This window comes from Williamwhitmania taraxaci (assembly GCF_900096565.1).
Taxonomy (GTDB): Bacteria; Bacteroidota; Bacteroidia; order Bacteroidales; family Williamwhitmaniaceae; genus Williamwhitmania; species Williamwhitmania taraxaci.
Map to the genome: position 1 here is coordinate 1 of NZ_FMYP01000013.1, position 16565 is coordinate 16565.

Below are 16565 nucleotides of genomic sequence, written 5' to 3' on the forward strand. Positions count from 1 at the left end.
CTGCTGCAGTGGAGGCGCTATCCCCGTTGGCACACCAAATGCACACTATTACCGCTGATAATGGAAAGGAGTTTGCAGCACATCAGGTTATTGCCGAAAAGTTGCAAATAAATTTTTACTTTGCACGGCCATACCACAGCTGGGAGCGCGGCGCTAACGAGAATGCAAACCGCTTGGTAAGGCAGTATTTCCCGAAGAAAACGGACTTTAAAACGATAACACAAGAGCAGGTTCAGTGGGTCGAAGATATTCTTAACAGTCGGCCTAGAAAAAGGCTAGGGTTTATCTCTCCCCTCTTAACATATAATCAGTTAACCCAAGTTGCATTTGTGAGTTGAATCTTGCTTCTCTTTTCTTTAAAATGTGAATAGTATGATTTGTGAAAAAGACAAAATGGAAATATAAAACAGTCATCACGTGTTCTATCTATTAATGAATCCATTGCTTTTATTATCGTTTTCTTGTCATTGTAGGAAATAAACTTAGTGCTAAAATAGCGTATCATAAGATCATCGTTTAAAAGTACACTAACGTTTGCTGCTTTGAAATAGAGTGAAGTTGCCTTCGTCTAGTTCACAAAGTAAGGTTCGGATCGAAGCAGTAATCATATCCCTCGTTAAAACTGAAGCAGTAAATTTTTTTTAACTGTCACGTCAAAACTTTGGTATTAAGTAGTTAAGTTTTTTTATTTTCTCCACCCATAAATTAATTTTTCACTCCTGTCTATAGCGACAAATAGTGTATCAGGTATTCTCTTATCTATAAAAAAGTAATGGTCGAGTTTATTTATTTTATCAGGTAATTTCTTTGACAAACTAATACTTCTAGGGTTTTCAAATAAAATATTTGTTGGTGTCATGTAAGCCTCAAGTGAGTTAAGGTCGATACTCGATAAATTAAACTGGAAAAAACAAGTATTTAAGTCAAGGTTTGTATGCTGACAAATATTTGTCATCGATTCAAATGTAAATTCATTAGGTATCCAACCCTTTCTAAATAGTTCATCTTGCTTAGCTTTATTGAAGTTTAAATACTTCTGCTCTACTTGGTCGCAAGAATTGATTGACATGAGAATAGTCAGTATTGAAATTAATAGTAATGTCCTTTTTATCATGTCGATTTGTTTTGAACAACTTGCCTTGTGCACAACCCATAAACCCTAAATATAGATATGGTTTATTTCTCACTAAGCTAACAATTTTTGCTGTCCGCTAAACAATAGTTGCCAATAATTTAAAGTTGGCAAGGATTTATTGAGGTAAAAAGACACCTAGCCTTGCATTTTCGTAATCGGGAAGTCGTTGGTGTAATTGTAGGCTTACATTTTCGATAACGGGAAGCGGTTGGCACAATTGTCACCTTGCATTTTTGCTATCGGTTAGCCGTTGGTGTAATTGTCACCTTACATTTTCGATAACGGGAAGCCGTTGGCCCAATTGTAGGCCTGCAATTCCTAATCCGGCAAGCCGGTAGCGTAATTGTCGGCTGGCCAATTTTAGAAAAAAGGCGCTTCTTTTCGGCCTCAAAGCTCTCCTTTGGGGCTCGGGTCTTTATGATTTCGGATGATCGCTCCACAAACTCCTGCTTCCACTTGGTAATCATTTGGGGGTGCAGGTCAAAGCGCTTAGATAATCCCGCTAGCGTCTCGCGCTCCTTGAGCGCAGCGATGGCTACTTGAGCTTTAAAGGCTTCGGTAAATACTCGTCTTCCCTTTTTCATAATCACTGGTAAATTTATTCTTTTTTTCAACTTAACCAGTGGACTGATTTTTGGGGAGTATTATATTAAATCATTAGTCTCCATATTGGAATGAATACAATAACTATAGCAATAAGACTCATGTAAATAGTTACTCTAGTCAAGGTTTTATTCTCTTTTCTTTTTTTTGCTATTAGTGCAAGAGTCAGTGATATTATACCTATTGCCAAAAAGTAGTATTTGTAAGTGTATGTTAATTCAGTAAGCCCGAATAATGCTTTAGTTTTACCCACTGCAAGTTTATATGCAATGGAAATTTCATGATTTATGCATGAAATTATTACTAAGCATAAAATACTTGCTACTAAAGAAGCAATTGAAATTATATATTTTTTCATTTAGCTATATTATATAGATTCTACTTTTCTTTTTGATTATTGTGGCTTGGGGTTTCTTTTTGGGTTGTTAATGCTTGTTGGGTGTTGGCGAGTATCAAAGATATCTGTTATCAACACGCCTTCTTCAATTTTCTTGTATACAATCTTAAAGTTATTGCTAACCAAATACCTGTGTCTTTCATTAAGCTGTAATAAAGTATCTTCTATTTGACCTGATTCCGGATGATTAATTAATTGCGCTGTAGTCGAAAATATATCTCCCTTGATTTTCCTTGCAACTATTTCATTAGCTGCTTCCTTATAGTAGTCATAAATATCTTTGAGCGTTTCAGCGGCAAAGTCAGACCAAATAATCTTCATTCGGTTACCACTTTTCTGATTCGGTTTCTAGTTGGTCTTGCGTTTTGACTTTTCCTGCAAGGTAATCGCTGTTAGATTTTCTAGCCCTTTCGATAAGTTGTTCTTCTGTAAGTGGCTTTAAAGCCTTTTCTCTAGCAACTTCATACCTAAAGATTGTTTCTTCAATCTTCGAAAACACATCTTCGTCTTCCAAATGGATCAGATACTCTATTGCATTTAATTTTCTAGCTTTCAAATCCATAGCAACTCCGTATTTTGGCTAAATATACTAAACTATCTATTAGGCGTAAACGAATATTCAGAGAATTTTGTTCCTCTCACCTTGCCACTTCTGTTCTACGCTATGTGCATGCCCTGCATCAGCATAGAATATTCGGTTGTAGTTCAATGAATCGTTTGAGATACCCAACACTTTGCTACCTCCAACTGACAACTTTGCACCACAAACAGCTTGCAATCTCAATATTTGCTTGCTGTTTGCCCGTGTTTATTCGTCCAGCAGGCGTTTGTCGCCCGTTAGGCTTTGTATTTCGCTAATTTCTTGGCTTACTTCCACCACGCCACGGTATATGCCTTGCTCGTCGCGCACTGCAAAGTATTGAATTAGGATAAACTTTGGCCCCATATGTATCCAAAAGCTCTCGGAGCTGCGCGCTCCACTGCGGAACGATTCTACAATCTTCTCGACCACATGCACGCTTTGCGGCGGATGGCAGTTCTTTACCTCTCGGCCTATAATTGCCTTGGTGCGCGTAAATATGCGGTGAGGAGGCGTGGAGAAAAACTGCACCTGGTCGTTTTCGTCCACGTAGGTAATATCTACCGGAAGATGGTTAAACACAAGGCGTATTTGCTCGGGCGTAAGGGCACCGGTATGTAGGTCTACTTTGTTGTCCATAATAGTTCTGGTTGTGGTTTGGGCGGTGGTTTCGGTTGGCTGCACGTATGGAAATCCAATCTCGGCTGCATCGGCAAGGCATCCGTCAAATATCTCCATTGGTATGCTCTCCATAATCAAAGGAAAGAGAATTTTATCTTCCCTAAACCTAATGGCATACATGTCGAAGAAGATATCGCCCGAAAGAATATTGAACTCAACCACGTCCAGCTCGGGCTTTTGCAGCTCGGCCACAATAGCTTTTAGGTTGCGCCGAATATCGTCGTGCAGCGACCACATTATTTGCAGGCAACGGTAGTCGGGCCACTGCTTTTCAAGAATAGGGAAGAGGATGTTCTCCTTAATGGTGTAGTGCTTTTCGAAGGTTAGCATCTCGCTAAACTGCTTTTCGAGTGTAGCCTTAAGCGTTACACTTTTGGGCGTGGCGTTTATCTCCTTTAGCAGCGGTCGGAATGCCTTTAGGCGCTCATCCATTTGGTTATTATTCTGAATGAGGTATCCAATAAAGCTCTCTGTAGGCACAGGAATCCCTTTGTAATCAGTTAGCTGCTTATAAAGGATGTTCAGCATTTTTCCGACACCAATTTTTAGCTTATCCATCGGAATATTGCGAAGAACGAGGTCGTCTACCGCAGCCACTACATCGCGTGGAACTATTGAGGCGTATATGTGCTCATACTTTTTGTAAAGCGCGGCGCCGTTTCCACCCTCCACCATCCCAACGGTAAGGTCAATAAGCGCTTGAACGCGTGCGTTTTTATGATTTGTAAACTCCGACATGGCGACAGGTATAATTTGGGCGAAAATATACGAAACAGTTTTGGTTGTACATATAGGCTGTGGCCTATAAACTCCCGTTTACCTTCTATTAGTATCCAACCAACAGGGGCAAAGCCCCGAAAGGTAAAAGCACAGGCTGGAGCAAAGCGAAGGCCTGTGTGTGTAGTGAGCATTGTTATAAGCCCTAAAGGGGCGATAGGTATCGGCAAATCACGCAAGCAGATTTGGAAGATATTGGGTAGAACCAAGGAGAAGAAACGTGTCGGACTTTCAGTCCTAAATGCCGCCATTGCATTTACACAGGGCTGTGCCCTCTGCTTTTACAGGCAGGCCTTTCAGGCCAAGGTTCTCCGACCTTCTATTTCTTCTTTTACTCCCTTTACTTCTTTTACTCCCTTTACTTCACTAGACCTTCCGTCTACCTTCTTCTTTCAATTATCTTGCTACCTTTGCGGCTTCAAAAAAACAGAGAGAATGATTACAGTCGATGGACTATCAGTAGAGTTTGGGGGGACAACCCTTTTTAAGGATGTTACGTTTGCGATAAACGAGACCGATAGAATAGCCCTAATGGGTAAGAATGGTGCAGGGAAATCTACCATGCTCAAGATTCTTGCAGGAGAAAGAATGCCCAATAAGGGAAGAGTTTCGGCACCCAAGGAGGCTGTGATAGCCTACCTTCCACAGCACCTTATGACGGCCGACAACCGCACGGTATTTGAGGAGACAGCACAAGCATTCTCTGGAATTTTGGAGATGCAGCGCCGTATTGAGGAAATAAATAACGAGCTAACAGTTCGCACCGATTATGAATCGGAGAGCTACTTTCAGCTTATTGAAGAGGTTTCAACCCTTAGCGAGAAGTTTTACCACATAGAGGAGATTAACTACGATGCGGAGATAGAGAAGATTCTGCTCGGACTTGGTTTTTCCCGTGCCGATTTTACCCGTCCAACGAGTGAGTTTAGCGGAGGATGGCGCATGCGTATCGAGTTGGCCAAAATTCTGCTTAAAAAACCCGATCTGATTCTTCTCGATGAGCCTACCAACCACCTCGACATTGAATCTATTCAATGGTTGGAGGAGTTTCTTACCAATAGCGCTAAGGCGGTTATCGTAATTTCGCACGATAGGGCCTTTATCGATAATATTACCACCCGCACCATTGAAGTGACAATGGGGCGCATATACGATTATAAGGTAAACTACACGCAATACCTTCAGCTGCGCTTGGAGCGTAGAGCACAGCAGCAAAAAGCGTTCGATGAGCAGCAAAAGTTCATTGCCGACACGCAGCTGTTTATTGATAGGTTCAAGTGCACCTATTCCAAGACTTTGCAGGTGCAAAGTAGGGTAAAAATGCTCGAGAAGCTGGAGTTGGTAGAGGTTGATGAGGTCGATAACTCGTCTCTTCGCTTAAAGTTTCCACCATCGCCTCGTTCGGGAAACTATCCTGTAATTCTCGATGCCGTTACTAAGAGCTACGAAGAGCACGTTGTGTTTAAAGAAGCCACGCTAACCATTGAGCGCGGCGAACGTGTAGCCTTTGTTGGGAAGAATGGTGAGGGAAAATCGACATTGGTGAAGGCTATTATGGGCGAAATTGACTACAACGGAACGCTAACCTTGGGTCACAACACCATGATTGGCTACTTTGCCCAAAACCAAGCATCGCTGCTGGACGAGGAGCTTACGGTTTTCCAAACCATCGACGATATTGCTAGGGGCGACATGCGCACCAAGATTAAGGATTTGCTGGGCGCCTTTATGTTTGGCGGCGACGATATCGATAAGAAGGTAAAGGTGCTTTCTGGAGGTGAGCGTACGCGTCTATCGATGATTAAACTGCTGCTAGAGCCTGTTAATTTGCTCATTCTCGATGAGCCAACCAACCACCTCGATATAAGAACTAAAGATATTCTAAAGAGCGCCCTCCAAGCTTACGATGGCACGCTAATTCTTGTATCGCACGATCGAGATTTCCTTGAAGGATTGGTCAATAAGGTGTTTGAGTTTGGCAACAAACGCGTAAAGGAGCATCTGTGTGGAATTCACGAGTTTCTTCAGAATAAGAAATTGGAGCATCTTCGTGATTTGGAGAAGAAATAGCCAAGAGCAATACCCACTTGTTTAACAAAATGCCCCATTGTTCCAGATGAATAGTGGGGCATTGCTTGTTTATATAGCTATATTAGAGTAACATCTGATATGTTCGAATAGTAGTATGCCCTATTTTATATCCTGCTGTTGAAGGATTGTCTATGAACAATCAATAAAAATTCCCTTTCTTTAAGGGAATTTTTCCTTTTCCGTTGTTTAAAGTTTAGTAATCAAAACTCATCATTAACTTAAACAAAGAAATTGCCATGCCAGAGATTTCAACCAACTACATGGGGCTTAAGTTGAAGAGCCCAATCATTGCATCGAGTTCGGGACTAACCGATACTATTGAAAAGCTCATTGACCTAGAGAAATCTGGGGTTGGGGCTGTGGTTCTAAAGTCGATCTTTGAGGAAGAGATTATTCAGCATACTCAGCGATCAATTGAGAAGATGTCGGCATCGGGCTTTATTTATCCCGAAACGATGGAGTATTTTGAGTATGACTACGATGAGATTGAAGATCCGGTACAAAACTACCTAAAGTTGATTTCTGATGCGAAGAAAAAACTCACCATACCCGTTATTGCGAGCATAAACTGCGTTTCGGAAAATGGATGGGATGATTTTGCTCACGTAATAGAAAAGGCCGGAGCCGACGCTCTTGAGTTGAACATTTTCCTGCTGCCGAGTGATTCCACACGCAGTGCCGACGATAATGAAAAGATCTACTTCGAGGCCATAAAACGAGTTTTGGCAAAGGTGAAGATTCCTGTGTCTATAAAACTTGGTCCATATGCTTCCAACCTTGCCGCACTGCTGGAGAAACTCTCCAAGACAGGTATTGCAGGGCTGGTCTTGTTTAATCGCAGCTACAATACCGATTTCGACATTAATACCCTCGAATTTACAAATTCCTCAGTTCTAACAACACCTGCGGATATATACCATTCCCTACGCTGGGTTGCCCTTATGTCGGGTAAGGTGAAATGTTCTTTGGCGGCATCTACAGGTGTTCACGACGGAGCGGGCTTGATAAAAATGCTTCTGGCCGGTGCAAGTACGGTGCAGGTTGCTTCTACGCTTTATCGGAACGGAAATGGTCAGGTAGCAAAAATGATAAGCGAACTTACTCATTGGATGAACGAACAAGGGTATAAGAATCTTTCCGAATTTTCAGGGAAGATGAGTTACACAAAAACATACAACCCCGCAGCATTTGAACGGATTCAGTTCATGCAGCAGTATCGAAATTATGGGAAATAGTTGTGCTTATTAATTAGATTACTTGTAATGCAGAATGCCTCACATACGGATGTGAGGCATTACTTTTTGATATCATTCAAGAGAGATATCTTCAATGGTTATTGTTCTTCCAACTATCCAATATTCAGGATTCTCCGCAAGATAGGTGTTAGTCCGGCAAAGAAAAACTCAACGGCAATTACCATTACAAGTAATCCCATAAGCCGCATCATAACTTTATTTCCAGTGTCGCCAATCCATGGAACAACCTTTCCTGCTCCCAGCAGGACTAGAAGGGTGATACCTAATACTGCAGTCATCACCGCAACCAAAACTATTTTTAACGTGGGTGTGGTAGCATCGGACCAGAGCACAATGGCATTGGTAATTGCGCCAGGGCCACAAATCATGGGAATAGCCAGCGGTGTTATAGCAATGTCATTCCCATACGCCTTGCTCTCCGCTGGATCGTCCATCTTAACACGAACAACCTTGGCTTGAAGCATATCATAGCCCATCATGAAGAATATTATACCTCCGGCTATTCTTAGGCTATCAATGGAAATGGAGAAGAACTTAAAGATTAACTGTCCGGCTAAAGCAAAGACCAGTAGAATAATGAGGGAAACGGCAACCGCTTTTATAGCAACTTTTGAACGTTCTTTAGGACTTAAGCCGCTAGTCATCGACATGAAAATTGGCATCGATCCAAGCGGATTAATCAAACTGAAGAAAGAGGCGAAAACGATTAGACTAAATTCAAATATTCCCATTTTTTTTGCTGCAAATATAGTGATTTGATCTGGCTTTGGCTTAATCATGGAAACGGTCTGCGGAATAGTCTTGTTTATAAAATGGTTGATAAAATGTTCATATTAATATCAAAGTAAAGCGGAGAAGCGTGATTTATTGTGGTAGTTTTGCTTGTTGTAAGGAATATGCTGCTATGAGAGAAGAAGGCGATTATAATCGAGGAACAGAGGGTGATACGCGAGAGGTTATTCGACGGTATGAGGATATGCTTCGGAGCAGTTCAACGTACTATTTTGATGTATTTGAGTTCGAGAATATTATTGACCATTACCTCGATTTGCATAATGCGCCAGGGGCGGGTGTCGCAGCCGAAATTGCGCGCCAACAGCATCCTTATTCCTCCGAGTTGCAGCTCAAACATGCCGAAATCCTGATTGCCGACAAAAAGTTTGAAGAGGCAACAGCACTGCTCGACTTGCTTGCTCAAATCGAACCGCATAATCCAGACGTTATGCTCCTTCTTGGTAAGTTATATTTGGCTCAAAAATGGGGACTTAAAGCTAATAGTTACTTCAAAAAAGCACTAGCCGAGAATCTCGAGAATCGAACTGAAATCTTAGGCAATATTTGTAGTATGTTCCTTGAGAAAGGAGATACCAAATCGGCTTTGCCCTACCTAGAAATTGCGATTAGTGAGGATACTGACAATGAAAATCTTTGGTTCGACCTTGCATATTGCTACGACAGGGAGGGTAAAACACCCGAGGCCATCAATGGTTATATCCGTTACCTTAATTACGACCCTTTTAATGATTCTGCCTGGTACAACCTCGGCTTGCTCTACTCTCGCGAAGATGAGCATGAAAAAGCCTTAGATGCATTTGAGTTCTGTGTTGCCATTATTGCAGAGATACCAATCTATATCTTAAGTTTAGCCCATACGCTGGCTACCCTTGAGCGCTATCCAAAAGCAATTGAACTATTTAAGGAACTGCTTGAGACAGATCCTGAAAACGTAAATGCTCTGTGCTCCATTGGGGAGTGTTACGAAAAGTTGGGCGAATCGGTGCTAGCCATTTCCTACTACGATAGAACCATTCTTCTTGATCCAGAAAACGCGGAGGCATACTATGGCTTAGCTGTGATACACATGGAAAAGGGAAACTATTTTGAGAGCTTAACCATGGTTAAGCTTTGCCTGAAATATGACGATGTCAACCCTGAGTATTGGTTTGGCTTGGGCAAAGTATACCATAAGTTAGGTTCTATTCCCGAATCAGTAAAGGCCTATGAAAAGGCAATCCTGCTCGACGAAGAGGATGTTGACTCTATTGCTGGACTTGCCTATATATACATCGAACAGCACGATGAGGAGCGAGCATTGCGAAATTTTTTACGATGTGTAGAAATTTCGGAGGAAGTGGAATTTCTCGTTCAAGCAGCCATCATAGAGGTTCGCAAAGGTATGCGCACCCAAGCTTTTGAGCATCTCCAAAGGGCAATAACCATAGATGAAGAAGCGGGAGTTGATTTTTTCAACGAGTATCCCGAACTAAAGAATTTAGACGATCTTTTATAACTTGGTTTATTAATATAATACAGCCGTATGAATTTTGAACTAACTAACATACCTGCAAGACCAATCAAGCCTCGCCAATCGGGCATTACCATGGTAATGGACAAAGGGTTGAGTTTGCGCGAAGCCGAAAACATGGTTGACGCTTGTGGGCAATATATCGATTACGTAAAGCTTGGTTTTGGAACCTCTATGGTAACCAACCGTGTTGAAGAGAAAATCCGTTTCTATCAAAGCAATAATATTCGTTGCTATTTGGGTGGCACACTATTCGAGGCCTTTGTAATTCGCAACCAGTTTGAGCAGTATCAACAATTGCTTGATCGGTTTGGCGTTTTAGCGGTGGAAGTGTCGGATGGGAGTATGGCAATGGATCATGCAGAGAAGTGTAATTACATTAATATTCTGTCTAACAACAGGATTGTGCTCTCCGAAGTGGGATCGAAGGTGGCCGGGGTGGAGATTTCCAACGAAGCCTGGGTTTCGATGATGAATTTGGAGTTGAAATCAGGATCAACCAAGGTTATTGCAGAGGCACGCGAAAGCGGAAATATCGGCATTTACCATACCGACGGGTCTGCCGATACAGAGCTAGTTAGCCTTATCGACAAGGACGTGCATGGTGATAATGTTATTTGGGAAGCTCCATTGAAGAATCAACAGGTTTGGTTTATAAAACATTTTGGATCAAACGTAAACCTGGGAAACATTGCAGTAAACGAGGTTGTTTCGCTTGAAACGCTGCGATTAGGCTTACGTGGGGATACCATGCTTAGCTTTTTGCCAGAGGAGTTAACTAAGGGGCGTAATTTACTCTAGTGTTTTACGTATTCCACTGATCAATTACAATTAGAACTTGATAATTGGCATTTAGGGGCGTTAGCCCCTTTTTGTCCCTGTATATTGAGGCATTATTTTGCCTTGAATATCCAAACCAACAAAACTAACAAATCCGTACCATTATGCGATACGCCATTTTGTCCTTCCTGCTTATCTCCGGATTCGCGTTAAGTGCCCAGAATCTGCAGCTACATTACGATATGGGCAAGGCCAATGATAAACGCACCTCCGATAGGGGTTTCTTTACATCTACCGTGGAGATGTTTCGTCCTGATAGTCTGGGCTCAACCTTCTTCTTTATTGATATGGATTACAACGGTAAGGATGGCGATATCTCAGCATCTTACTGGGAAATTGCGCGTGATGTAAAACTTTGGAGTGCACCTGTTGCACTGCATTTAGAGTTCAATGGAGGATTGTTCAAGGATAGAAACTCAGACTTTGGCGGCCATATTCGAAATGCATACCTTTTTGGAGCATCCACCTCATTTACACTTGGCAAGGTAAATTTAGGTTCCTATATTGCTTATAAACATTTTAATGGCGGGGGCAAAGAGGGACCCGATATTCAGTGGACCGGTACATGGTTCACCATGATTGCCAATGGGAAGATTACACTAACTGGATTTTTCGACGTTTGGAGCCAAGATAAAATAAACGGGCTTGGTGTTGCCGATGGAAAGACATGGGTTTTTCTATCGGAACCACAGATTTGGTACAACGTAAATAAAAATTTATCGATAGGTAGTGAATTTGAAATCAGCAGTAACTTTATTTTCCCTTCGAATAAACTCGAAATAATGCCAACCGTTGCGGCAAAATGGAATTTTTAATACTGATGAAAACTATTTGTCCCCAGTGATTCAACCTTAATAAATCCCGATTGAGTTTACCACGAGACAAGCGTGACTTTGTTCCGAAGCACACGTGACTTTTTTTAGAGGATGACGTAAATCTATTGTGGTGTAAAACAACAGTCTAGTTTAGTATGGCAAATGCTTTTAGAGACCAATTACCATCCTTGTCGTGATTAGTTGGCCGGGCGTAAGTTCCCTTTTCCATCCTTAACCAATGTGATACTGGGAAAGCCCATATACACAATGTTTCCGATGCTTTTAATTGTAGCGGTGAGATTGTTGGATGCGTTTACGAGAATATCGCCGGTTCCATTATTGGTGACTACCATGTTGCTATTTTTGAAATCCTGTAGATAAATCCAACCGGTTCCCTTGTAGTAGACATCTACATCGTTGCACCTACCCACTATAATTAGGTCCGATACACCGGAGTGCTGCTCAATATTACATCGATTGGCAATTAGTGGTATCGATACTCTTCCTCCCGATTCATCGCAGTAGTAAGTAAACTGATTTGCTCTTATGGTATCCATAACAGTGACGTCTTGTATTCCAAAATAGGAAATAGCTGTTACGGTATTATTTAAATAGAGGGAAACCTCTTTTCTGTTCTTAAAACTCGTAGACCATGCCTTTCCACTTTCATTACGAATGGTTAAGGTTGAGTCTACCATCGTCGTTGTTACCTCGCTAATAATGTTCTCACCTGCTTTAACTGTGGCGTATTGACGTCCTTCGGTAACGTGAACGGTGACCTTCACATCATGGTTGATGACTATTTTCGAAACTCTTCCAATGATGGGGCGTTCAACCTCTTTCATAGGACCTGCTGGATTGAGAAAATCAAAACCAATTTCGCAAGAACTCAACAATAGCAAGGCTATTATTGAGCTAATATAGTAAACCCCTTTTCTCATAACCTAATACCTAAACCGTATTCAACATAGTCGGCATTGCCCCAATGGGTTTTCAATGCAACATGTCCAAATAATTTTTCCGAGAAGAAATACCGAAGCGCTAGACGTTCGTATAGGGGACCACCGGTTTTGTCAATACCGTAAAGGTATGGGCCAATCCCGAGGTTGATTCCTATTCGTCCTACTTGAAATTCATAGCGAAAATTAACACCAAGTCGCGTAAGTGCAACTCCATGTGCCGATTCATCTACGTCCTTCAGGTTTTCCACACACGCCCCGTTATACATGGCATCAAAACCAACGCCAAAACGTTGAAATGGTTTAGCTCTCCAGGTGTATTCCAATGATATGCCACCAATGGGGTAACGATCAGTTCCAATTGGGTTCTCCTGTTTTGCCCCTCCATAGGCAATAACCGAAAATTTTCCCTGCAAGGTATCCAACCTGTCTGCATTAAAGTAGGATTTAAAAGTAGCGTTGCGGCTGAACCGATATCCGGCTCCAAAGTATACAGTTGGCAAGTTTAATCCTGCATTTGGCTTCTTAAATGAGCCATTGGAGAGATGCGAAAGTGCTAGGCCACCTCTCAAGTTGAGCGAAGGAGATATGGTATAACGGTATTCGAAAAGGAAATTTACTGCTGCATTGATGTGGTTGCTCGTCCCCGTGTTTTTATAGTTTGTCTCTCGATCAAAAATCTTGGTTACATAACCTACGCCAGAGGCCATCCGGAAGAAAAAGGTCGAGCGGGGTCCTCTGCCATTTAGGGTAAAGTTAATTGCAGGCATCAAGCAGAAGGCTTGTCCCAGATAGGTGGGGCTGCCTAAGTCGAACCACATATAAACGAAGCCCAGTTCAGGGTAACCAAATCCTTTTGCCCACTTCCGATTTTCGGGCGATTGCATGGTAATTGCAACCTCGAGTGCGCTCACATGCCGCTCTTGCAGAAGTCGCATTTGTGGGTGATGATACGCTAAATAACCGTAGTGTGATCTTACAGAAACTTCGAATGGGTTTTGTTCGATGCTGTTCAGTTGGCCATAACCAAGTTGGAGGCTAATGGCAAAAAAGAAAAAAACAGCGAACAGCTGTTTGATAGTCATATTAAGATAGTTTGCAGAGCACAAAAGTAAAAAAAAAGCCGGCTAGTATATGCCGGCTTCTTTTTTATTCGAAAAATATTAGAAAATAACTAGCTTCTGCGATAGCGTGGTAGTCTTTGTCTTTACAGAAATGATATAAATACCCGCTCTGTAATTATTCTGGACTTGGATTAACTCCTGATCTATTATTGTTCCAGTGAATAGGGTAGCGAGTTTTTGGCCGGACAAGCTATACACGGAAACTTCAGCTTCAGTTGGAACCTTACTTCCTGCAAGGATATTGATACTTGAACCGTTGGATGGATTCGGATATACATTTAACCAAACACCACTGTTATCGGCCTGAATTATTGGTGTGGAAGTGTAGGTGTCTTTTTGGATTAGTCTAGTGTTGGTGAACATCCGATAGGCCCCAGCTCCAAGGGTTAGGTTTAAATCTGTGGATGTAATTGTTACTGAATCCTGGCTAAAGAATTCATACCATTTTCCGGTTGTAGGGAAGGAAACTGTAGTAACCATTGATTTTACATCAAAGTTGCCGATAATTACTGCTGTTTCTGCTCCTGAAGTTAATCTCATAGTTTTAATGACTCCGGAAAAGGAAGTTGTAAAGTCTGTACCTGAGAATGGAGCATACTCACGTTTCAGCTTATTGAGGGTAGCGTAGTGAGAGAATAGCAAACTGCGATCGGCGTTATTCATATAGTCCCACCGGATAGGCTTTTCACCCGTTCTTCCATTTAAATCGATGGAAAAATCATAACCAACCTCACCAAATTGCCAAATCATTTTTGGACCTGGTACCGGGATAAGAAATAGAGAGGTTAGTTTTGAACGGTTTAATGCTGTCTTCAAATTCTTTACACTATAGGCACCGTCCGAATTTCCAGAGGTCAGGTTCTTATACATACTTCGCTCTTCGTCGTGACTTTCCATATACCCGATTAGGTTTGGGTTATTCCAACCACGGCTCTTGTAGGATATTCCAGAGAAGTTAGAGTTTGGTATAAAGCCCATTCCTGCATCTAAATAACTCCCATTCAAATTACCCCAAAGCATTAAGCCATGGTTTGCAAGCACGGTTTCTTCTGCATTATCTGATAGATGTTCGGCAATCACGTAAGCATCAGATTTATACTCCCAAATTTTGTTTGCCATGCGCTCGAGTATGGTAATACGGGCAGCATCATATTGACCTCCCCAAGGGTCGCTGCTTGTGTGAGGAGTGTTACTGAACCCTTTGGTAAAGTCGAATCGAAAGCCATCGACTTTGTATTCCGACATCCAGAATCTACTAATACTATCCACTAATGCTTGAGTTTCGATGCTCTCATGATTAAAGTCGTATCCCCACTGCGCATCGGGGTTAGTAAAGTTCGATTGAACATTATACCATGGATTATCAACAGTTGGTTTATTCGTGTTTTTATCGAAGTAAAGTTTTAAGAATGGTGATTGCCCATATGAGTGATTAAGCACGAGATCCAAAACTACGGCAATGCCGTTCTGGTGTGCAACATCAACTAATCGCTTCAACTCATTTGCGGGTCCGTAATACTTATCAGGGGCAAAGTAAAAACTAGGGTTATAACCCCACGATAAGTTCCCATCGAATTCGTTTATAGGCATTAATTCAATTACGTTAACGCCTAGACGTTTGAAGTAGGCAATTGAATCGGCAACACGGGCATAGGAATGAGCGTGTGTAAAGTCCCGAACTAGTAGCTCATAGATAATCAGCTTTGATTTGTCGGGATTCGAAAAGTTTGTGACTTGCCAAGGGTATGGCTGCTGACCGGTTTTGAATATCGAAACTATTCCAGTGGTTTTCCCAACTGGGTATTGCTTCAATCCTGAATACGTTGAATCTACAATATACTGATCGCTCCAGGGATCGAGCAACTTTTCGGAGTAAGGATCGGCGATGGTTATATTTCCATCCACATTATATTGGAAACCATACTCTTTGTTAGGATCTAACCCTGAAAGCGTTATCCAGTAGTATTTGCCATCGGATGTGCGCTTCATATAGTAATCAGCTTTAATTAGCCAGTCACTAAAATCGCCAAAAGCAAAGGCATAGCTCTTTTTTGCAGCCGGATCTTTTAGAACGAGAGTTACGGTAGTATTATCGATATAGTTGATGCCGGGCTTAACTCCGGCAGGAAGTTCTTCTGTAATAACGGCAGGACGGACAATAATATTAACAGAGTCGGCGAGCGTTGAAGTCGCATCTGAAGCTACCGCTTTTATCCAGTGATTGCCATAGGCCGACGCAGGATAGCTGTAGCTAATAGTAGCATTAGTGGTTGTATTTACTTGAATATTGTCGATAAATATGCTTAATGAAGTAGAGTTATTGGCAGAGGCCTCAATGGCTACAGCTGAATTAAGTTCGTAAATTGGTTGATCTTTTAGTGGATTCGAGAGGGTAAGCGAAAGCCCTGGCTCATAAACGTTATATAGAATATCGGGGCTGGTCTGCTTTGAACCGTCAGCACTTCTAAATACAAAGCAGAGTTTTGTGATTTTTTTTTCGGCAGGAACTTTGTAGAACTCCCTGATTGATGGAGAAATAGTTAGGGTATAAAGATTGGGATTTGAACCGGAGCGGGTGAGTTTGGGTTGCGCGGTATTGACGCCCCAAGCTCCAATTACATAGGCCCACTGTTCAATACCATCGACATTTACGCCCGTGTGAGCATAGATATCGCCGGCAAAATCTTTTAATGCAGCATTACCTAGGGTTGCATCAAAGGTAACAACAACCTGATCGGTGGCTGTGGGTAGGGTAGGAGTTACGGTAATGACTTGAGATAGCAATGTACTGCTCATCCAAAATAAAAAAACAGTTATTGCAATTACTTTAGTTAGGATGGTCTTCATTTTTGAAAATGATTTGGTTGAAACGTTACCATATTTAGCATTCATTTTATCGGAGGAAATGATTACCTATCTTCCAAAAACGTATTAAGTGTAAAAAAGTTAGGTGAAATGGAATAACATATTTAGTTACCCAATATTATAGAAAAAGAAGTTAC

Annotated in this window: 16 protein-coding genes; 6 read left to right on the plus strand and 10 right to left on the minus strand. The window is 41.7% G+C overall.

Annotated elements, in window-relative coordinates:
• Nucleotides 1–338 (plus strand): IS30 family transposase (locus BLS65_RS05035; protein ID WP_125869772.1); only part of this gene is annotated, 338 nt, incomplete at its 5' end.
• A gap of 347 nt (nt 339–685) precedes the next feature.
• Here BLS65_RS05035 and BLS65_RS05040 read toward each other — a convergent pair.
• The 6 genes from BLS65_RS05040 to BLS65_RS05065 form a co-directional block, all read right to left on the minus strand.
• Nucleotides 686–1114, minus strand: coding sequence for a YbbD-related protein (locus BLS65_RS05040; protein WP_092436529.1), 429 nt, complete (start codon nt 1112–1114; stop codon nt 686–688).
• Nucleotides 1115–1371: 257 nt separating this feature from the next.
• Complete coding sequence (locus BLS65_RS05045; RefSeq protein ID WP_092436531.1) at nt 1372–1719, minus strand: transposase; 348 nt, start codon at nt 1717–1719, stop codon at nt 1372–1374.
• A gap of 65 nt (nt 1720–1784) precedes the next feature.
• Entirely contained in the window at nt 1785–2096 is a 312-nt protein-coding gene (locus BLS65_RS05050) for a hypothetical protein (RefSeq protein ID WP_092436533.1), read from the minus strand.
• A gap of 36 nt (nt 2097–2132) precedes the next feature.
• Nucleotides 2133–2456, minus strand: a complete 324-nt coding sequence (locus BLS65_RS05055) for a type II toxin-antitoxin system RelE/ParE family toxin (protein WP_092436534.1) — start codon at nt 2454–2456, stop codon at nt 2133–2135.
• Nucleotides 2457–2460: 4 nt separating this feature from the next.
• On the minus strand, nt 2461–2697 hold the full coding sequence (locus BLS65_RS05060) for a hypothetical protein (RefSeq protein ID WP_092436536.1): 237 nt from the start codon (nt 2695–2697) through the stop codon (nt 2461–2463).
• A gap of 246 nt (nt 2698–2943) precedes the next feature.
• Nucleotides 2944–4134, minus strand: a complete 1191-nt coding sequence (locus BLS65_RS05065) for a DUF438 domain-containing protein (RefSeq protein WP_092436538.1) — start codon at nt 4132–4134, stop codon at nt 2944–2946.
• A gap of 474 nt (nt 4135–4608) precedes the next feature.
• On the opposite strand from BLS65_RS05065, the gene BLS65_RS05070 reads away from it, so the two are divergent.
• Together BLS65_RS05070 and BLS65_RS05075 are read left to right on the plus strand one after the other, a co-directional pair.
• Nucleotides 4609–6243 carry an ABC-F family ATP-binding cassette domain-containing protein gene (locus BLS65_RS05070; RefSeq protein ID WP_092436649.1) on the plus strand — a complete coding sequence of 545 codons (1635 nt, stop codon included), beginning with the start codon at nt 4609–4611 and terminating at the stop codon, nt 6241–6243.
• Nucleotides 6244–6500: 257 nt separating this feature from the next.
• The gene (locus BLS65_RS05075; RefSeq protein WP_092436540.1) at nt 6501–7499 is read left to right on the plus strand and encodes a dihydroorotate dehydrogenase-like protein; all 999 of its coding nucleotides are present in this window, start codon (nt 6501–6503) and stop codon (nt 7497–7499) included.
• 113 nt (nt 7500–7612) lie between these two features.
• On the opposite strand, the gene BLS65_RS05080 is transcribed toward BLS65_RS05075, so the two are convergent.
• Complete coding sequence (locus tag BLS65_RS05080) at nt 7613–8251, minus strand: MarC family protein (protein ID WP_092436651.1); 639 nt, start codon at nt 8249–8251, stop codon at nt 7613–7615.
• A gap of 173 nt (nt 8252–8424) precedes the next feature.
• On the opposite strand from BLS65_RS05080, the gene BLS65_RS05085 reads away from it, so the two are divergent.
• From BLS65_RS05085 to BLS65_RS05095, 3 genes are all read left to right on the plus strand, one after another.
• Nucleotides 8425–9810: a tetratricopeptide repeat protein gene (locus BLS65_RS05085; RefSeq protein ID WP_092436542.1), complete on the plus strand. Its 1386-nt coding sequence runs from the start codon at nt 8425–8427 to the stop codon at nt 9808–9810.
• A gap of 27 nt (nt 9811–9837) precedes the next feature.
• Nucleotides 9838–10626 carry a phosphosulfolactate synthase gene (locus BLS65_RS05090; RefSeq protein WP_092436544.1) on the plus strand — a complete coding sequence of 263 codons (789 nt, stop codon included), beginning with the start codon at nt 9838–9840 and terminating at the stop codon, nt 10624–10626.
• Nucleotides 10627–10769: 143 nt separating this feature from the next.
• On the plus strand, nt 10770–11480 hold the full coding sequence (locus BLS65_RS05095; protein WP_092436547.1) for a DUF5020 family protein: 711 nt from the start codon (nt 10770–10772) through the stop codon (nt 11478–11480).
• A 197-nt stretch (nt 11481–11677) separates the two neighbouring features.
• Here the strand turns inward: BLS65_RS05095 and BLS65_RS05100 are convergent, their stop codons facing one another.
• The 3 genes from BLS65_RS05100 to BLS65_RS05110 all read right to left on the minus strand — a co-directional run bounded on the left by BLS65_RS05100 (nt 11678) and on the right by BLS65_RS05110 (nt 16410).
• The gene (locus tag BLS65_RS05100) at nt 11678–12325 is read right to left on the minus strand and encodes a GIN domain-containing protein (protein WP_170830004.1); all 648 of its coding nucleotides are present in this window, start codon (nt 12323–12325) and stop codon (nt 11678–11680) included.
• Between the two features lie 92 nt (nt 12326–12417).
• Nucleotides 12418–13524 (minus strand): acyloxyacyl hydrolase, encoded by a 1107-nt coding sequence (locus BLS65_RS05105; protein WP_092436551.1) that lies wholly within the window; start codon nt 13522–13524, stop codon nt 12418–12420.
• Nucleotides 13525–13602: 78 nt separating this feature from the next.
• Nucleotides 13603–16410 carry an alpha-amylase family glycosyl hydrolase gene (locus BLS65_RS05110; RefSeq protein WP_170830005.1) on the minus strand — a complete coding sequence of 936 codons (2808 nt, stop codon included), beginning with the start codon at nt 16408–16410 and terminating at the stop codon, nt 13603–13605.
• Between the last annotated feature and the right edge of the window lie 155 nt (nt 16411–16565).

Bases quoted from the DNA above. Each gene is read 5' to 3' on its own strand.
- BLS65_RS05040 (WP_092436529.1), bottom strand. From the start codon at position 1,114: ATGATAAAAAGGACATTACTATTAATTTCAATACTGACTATTCTCATG.
- BLS65_RS05045 (WP_092436531.1), bottom strand. From the start codon at position 1,719: ATGAAAAAGGGAAGACGAGTATTTACCGAAGCCTTTAAAGCTCAAGTA.
- BLS65_RS05050 (WP_092436533.1), bottom strand. From the start codon at position 2,096: ATGAAAAAATATATAATTTCAATTGCTTCTTTAGTAGCAAGTATTTTA.
- BLS65_RS05055 (WP_092436534.1), bottom strand. From the start codon at position 2,456: ATGAAGATTATTTGGTCTGACTTTGCCGCTGAAACGCTCAAAGATATT.
- BLS65_RS05060 (WP_092436536.1), bottom strand. From the start codon at position 2,697: ATGGATTTGAAAGCTAGAAAATTAAATGCAATAGAGTATCTGATCCAT.
- BLS65_RS05065 (WP_092436538.1), bottom strand. From the start codon at position 4,134: ATGTCGGAGTTTACAAATCATAAAAACGCACGCGTTCAAGCGCTTATT.
- BLS65_RS05070 (WP_092436649.1), top strand. From the start codon at position 4,609: ATGATTACAGTCGATGGACTATCAGTAGAGTTTGGGGGGACAACCCTT.
- BLS65_RS05075 (WP_092436540.1), top strand. From the start codon at position 6,501: ATGCCAGAGATTTCAACCAACTACATGGGGCTTAAGTTGAAGAGCCCA.
- BLS65_RS05080 (WP_092436651.1), bottom strand. From the start codon at position 8,251: ATGGGAATATTTGAATTTAGTCTAATCGTTTTCGCCTCTTTCTTCAGT.
- BLS65_RS05085 (WP_092436542.1), top strand. From the start codon at position 8,425: ATGAGAGAAGAAGGCGATTATAATCGAGGAACAGAGGGTGATACGCGA.
- BLS65_RS05090 (WP_092436544.1), top strand. From the start codon at position 9,838: ATGAATTTTGAACTAACTAACATACCTGCAAGACCAATCAAGCCTCGC.
- BLS65_RS05095 (WP_092436547.1), top strand. From the start codon at position 10,770: ATGCGATACGCCATTTTGTCCTTCCTGCTTATCTCCGGATTCGCGTTA.
- BLS65_RS05100 (WP_170830004.1), bottom strand. From the start codon at position 12,325: ATGAAAGAGGTTGAACGCCCCATCATTGGAAGAGTTTCGAAAATAGTC.
- BLS65_RS05105 (WP_092436551.1), bottom strand. From the start codon at position 13,524: ATGACTATCAAACAGCTGTTCGCTGTTTTTTTCTTTTTTGCCATTAGC.
- BLS65_RS05110 (WP_170830005.1), bottom strand. From the start codon at position 16,410: ATGAAGACCATCCTAACTAAAGTAATTGCAATAACTGTTTTTTTATTT.